This is a genomic window from Phenylobacterium sp. (assembly GCF_036402295.1).
Taxonomy (GTDB): Bacteria; Pseudomonadota; Alphaproteobacteria; order Caulobacterales; family Caulobacteraceae; genus Phenylobacterium.
In genome coordinates, this window is sequence record NZ_DASWTE010000245.1 from 1 (window position 1) to 4,029 (window position 4,029).

A 4,029-nucleotide genomic window follows, 5' to 3' on the forward strand; every position below is an offset into this window, starting at 1 on the left:
GAGGTGAAGGAGAACCTGCTCACGGTCACCGGCCGCAAGGCGGCCAACGACGAGGCGAAGAAGTACCTCCACCGCGGCCTCGCCTAGCGCAACTTCGAGCGCCGGTTCCAGCTGGCGGACTACGTGATCGTCACCGACGCCAACCTGGCCGACGGCCTGCTGTCGATCTCGCTGAAGCGCGAGCTTCCGGAAGCGCTGAAGCCGCGCACCGTGCAGATCAACTCCAGCGTCCAGCCGAGCCTGATCGAAGGCGAGAAGGCCGCGTAAGCGACCCGACGCTTCCCAGAAGAGCCGGGCGGCGTTCCTTCGGGAGCGCCGCCTTTTCTATGTCAGATCACGTCGTCCAGGCCGCGCGCGCCGTGGCGCTGCACGCCGGTGAAGTCGGCCTGCTTGAGCAGCGCGCCCGAGAAGTTGGCGCGGCTGACGTCGGCGTCGACGAACATCGCGTGGCGCACGTCCGCGCGGGTCAGGTCGGCGCCCTTGAGCTGGCTGCCGGTCAGGTTGCACGGCAGCACCCGATCGGCGCCCAGCAGCAGCGGTCCCATCTGGGCGTCGCGCAGGTCGGCCCCCGACAGCTTCGCGCCCACCAGCCGCGCGCCCCGCAGGTCGGCGCGGCGCAGGACGCAGTTGCGCAGGTCGGCGCCCTCGAGGTGGGCGCCCTGGAGCTGCACGCCCTCCATGTCGAGGCCGTAGAACACAGCGCCCTTGGCCGAGAGGGCCGTCAGGTTGTAGCCGCGCACCGAGGTCAGCTTGCGCAGGTCGGCGTTGTCGAACGACGACGGCTTGCCCTCGGCCCCGCCGGTCTCGCACCACCGGGCGTGGTCCTTGATCATTTCGGCGTAGGGCAGCTCGCTCAGCGCCCGGCCGGCCGGCTCGTCGGTGAGCGCGCCCTTGAGGTTCGCGTCCGACACGTTCCAGGCCACCGTCCGCGCGCCCACCAGGATTGCGTCGCTGAGGTCGGCCCCGGCCAGGTCGGCGCCGGAGAGGTCGGCGCCCGACAGGTTCGCGCCCTTCATCGTGGCCTGTTTCAGGTTGGCCCGGATCAGCTTGGCGTCCTTCATCACCGCGTCGGTGAAGTCGGCGCGCACCGCCATGGCGCCTGACAGCCGCGAGCGCTCCAGGTTGGCGCCGGCCAGGATGGCGCCCTGCAGCTCGCCCGAGTTCGGCCCTCCGATCTCCAGCTTGCGGAACCCGAACTCCCGGCTGCCGGCGGCCAGCGTGCCCTCGCGCAGGTCGGCCTCGAACAGGTCGGCGCCGGTCAGGTCGACGTTGCGCATGCACGAGCCGCGCAGGTCGGCGCGGCGCAGCGAGGCCTCGCGCAGGTCGGCGCCCGTCATGTCCGCACAGAACAGGGTGGCGTTGTCGAGCCGCGCGCCGCGCAGCTTGCAGTCGTTCATGATCGCGCCGGTGAAGTCGGCGTCGCAGAGGTTGCGACCCTGCAGGTCGACGCCCGACAGGTCCTTGAATGCGAAGACCGCGCGCGCGCCGCCCGGCTTCGAGCTCCACAGTCGGTCGTGCCGGGCGCAGATCGCGTCGACCGCCGCCTGGGTCAGGCGCGCTTGGACGAGCGTTCGGGCGTTGTCGGAGGGCATGGACCGGGACGGTTCAAAAAGACGTTGTGAACCATGTTAGGCGGCCGGGATTAACGACGACTTTCCAGGGTCTTGGCGGGACGGTAAGCCGCATAGAGAGCGTCCGCCGTCTCCTGCATCAACCCCTGGTCGGTGACAATCCCCGCCGCCTGCAACCGCCGGGACCCCTCGCCGCCCGCGTAGATCGACGAATCAGGCGCCGCGATCACAACCCGGACAACGCCCGCAGCCACCAGCCGCTCGCTGCACGAGACGCCGCCCGACGACCGCTTGGCGCACGGCTCCAGGGTGACATAGGCCGTCGAACCGCGCGCCGCCTCGCCGGCGGCGGTCAGCGCGTTCTCCTCTCCGTGCGGCCGGCCGCCCTCGCCCGTCACGCCCTCGCCGATGACCACACCGTCCTTCACGATCACGCAGCCCACCGACGGATTGTCGCCGGTGCGCCCCACTTGGGTGCGCGCCAGGTCGATGGCGCGGGCCATGAAGTCTTCGTCGCTCATTCCGCCAAGATGGGCGCATCGGCTTCCCGACGGAAGAAGCCGGGTATCGTCACCACGACGATCGCCAGGCCGCAGCCTGCCATGACGACGGCCGGCGACGCGAAGGCCAGGACGGCCGGCGCGAGCGCGGTCGCCAAGGTCATGCCGCCCCAGTCGGCCACGATGTTCAACCGGTAGACCGCGGCCACCTCCGACTGTGGGAAACGGGTCTGGCGCAGGGTGGCGAACGGCACGTCCGACATCGGCCCGCCCACCGCCGCGGCGGCCGACGCCGCCATCATCAGGGGAACGGCCAGGTCCGGCGGGGCGGCGGACGCGGCCATGCCCATCAGCGCCAGGCCGGCGCCGACGACCGTCATGCCCAGGACGACCATCTGGACCGGCCGCCGGACCTCGAGCCCGCCGATCACCAGGTTGCTGGCCAGGTTGCCGGCGCCGTACGCGCCCATGATGAGGCCCACCACGCCGAGCCCCGAGAGCCCGAAGCCGGTCAGTCCCTCGCGCTGCACCACCAACGGCACGCAGAGCCACAGCGCCACCATCCAGAGCCCGCTGACTGCGCCGCTCAGCGAGAGCAGGTAGACGAAGACCGGCTGTCGGCGGACCGCATGCACACCCAGCATCAAGAGCTCCAGCCGCGAGCGCGAGGTCTGCGGCCGCTGCAGCGGCAGCTCGCGGCGCAGCGAGGCGATAGCCAAGGCCGAGACGACGAAGGTCACCGCGTTCACCGCGAGCAGCCCGACCACCGGCATCACCGCCGCCAGGGCCCCGGCCAGCGCAGGGCCGACCAGCCGGGCGATGCGGGCGGTGGCGTCCATCAGCGCATTGGCGCCCAGGAGGAGTTGGCCCTGCGCGAGACGCGGCAGGCTGGCCTGCAGCGCGGGATCGAACACGCCGCGCAACCCCACCAGCAAGATCGCCGGGACGATCAGCACCACGAGGTCCAGCCGGCCCATCAACGCCGCGACCACCGGGATGATGGCGAGCGCCGCCCGCACCAGGTCGGCCCCGATCATGGTGCGGCGCGCGTCCCAGCGCTCGGTCCAGGCGCCGGCGAACAGGGCGATCACCAGCACGGCGGCGCTCTCCGCCGACGCAACGAAGCCCGCGCCGGCGCCAGCCAGCTCCACCGCCAGCCAGATCACCGCCATCCGCTGCACCTGGTCGCCGATCGCCGACAGTGACTGGCCGACCCAGAGCCGGGCCAGCGGTCCGCTCTTGAAAGGAGTCAGGGCGCGCATGCCCTTCAGCTATCGCAGTTTGGCTTCCCTTGCGCTCGATCCTGAGCCAAAGAATGTCGAGAGAGTGCCAACCATGCGCCAGGTCGACATCGTCCCCTACGAGATGCCACCCGACAGCGGCTGGGAGGCGCACGCCCACGACGACGAGGCGCTGCTGAGCTACGCCGCCGCCGGCTCCTGCATGCAGATCATGGCGGCCCGCACCTGGGTCGTGCTGCCGGCCCAAGCCGTCTGGATGCCGCCGGGCGTCGAGCACGCCACCAAAGTCGGCCCGCACGGTTGCCGCTTCCGCACTGTGCGCTTCCCGACGCCGATCCCGCCCGACCTGCCGGCCGAGCCCTGCGTGATCGAGGTCTCGCCGCTGCTGGCCTCGCTGATCGCCGCCTGGGACGAGACCGCCAGGGACGACCACGCCCGCCGCGAGGCCCTGCGTTTCCTGCTGTATGACGAGGTCCGCCGCGCCCGGCCGCTCGACCTGGGCCTGCCCCGCGTGCGCCACCCGCGCCTCGCCCGCGTCACCGATGCGCTGCAGACCGATCCGGCCGACGACCGCGGCCTCGACGAGCTGGCCCAGGCCGCGGGCATGAGCCGCCGCTCGTTCATCCGCCACTTCCAGGCGGACACCGGCATGGGCTTCGCCGAATGGCGGAGGCGCCTGCGGCTCCTGATGGCGCGCCAGTACCTGGCCGACGGCCT

The 4,029-nt window shown here is 71.6% G+C and carries 4 protein-coding genes and 1 pseudogene; 2 read left to right on the top strand and 3 right to left on the bottom strand.

The window, feature by feature from the left end; genetic code table 11:
• A pseudogene (locus VGD44_RS15265) lies at nt 1–267 on the top strand (Hsp20 family protein); the annotation flags it as partial.
• A 62-nt stretch (nt 268–329) separates the two neighbouring features.
• Here the strand turns inward: VGD44_RS15265 and VGD44_RS15270 are convergent.
• Genes VGD44_RS15270 through VGD44_RS15280 form a run of 3 tightly spaced genes read right to left on the bottom strand, consistent with a single transcriptional unit; the run spans nt 330 to nt 3,333 of the window.
• The gene (locus VGD44_RS15270) at nt 330–1,592 is read right to left on the bottom strand and encodes a pentapeptide repeat-containing protein (protein ID WP_331088568.1); all 1,263 of its coding nucleotides are present in this window, start codon (nt 1,590–1,592) and stop codon (nt 330–332) included.
• A 50-nt stretch (nt 1,593–1,642) separates the two neighbouring features.
• Nucleotides 1,643–2,092, bottom strand: a complete 450-nt coding sequence (locus VGD44_RS15275) for a bifunctional diaminohydroxyphosphoribosylaminopyrimidine deaminase/5-amino-6-(5-phosphoribosylamino)uracil reductase RibD (protein ID WP_331088570.1) — start codon at nt 2,090–2,092, stop codon at nt 1,643–1,645.
• Nucleotides 2,089–3,333: an MFS transporter gene (locus VGD44_RS15280; RefSeq protein ID WP_331088572.1), complete on the bottom strand. Its 1,245-nt coding sequence runs from the start codon at nt 3,331–3,333 to the stop codon at nt 2,089–2,091. Before VGD44_RS15280 ends, VGD44_RS15275 begins: the two co-directional genes overlap by 4 nt.
• A gap of 73 nt (nt 3,334–3,406) precedes the next feature.
• Between VGD44_RS15280 and VGD44_RS15285 the strand changes: the two genes are divergently transcribed.
• Nucleotides 3,407–4,029 (top strand): AraC family transcriptional regulator (locus VGD44_RS15285; RefSeq protein WP_331088574.1); only part of this gene is annotated, 623 nt, incomplete at its 3' end.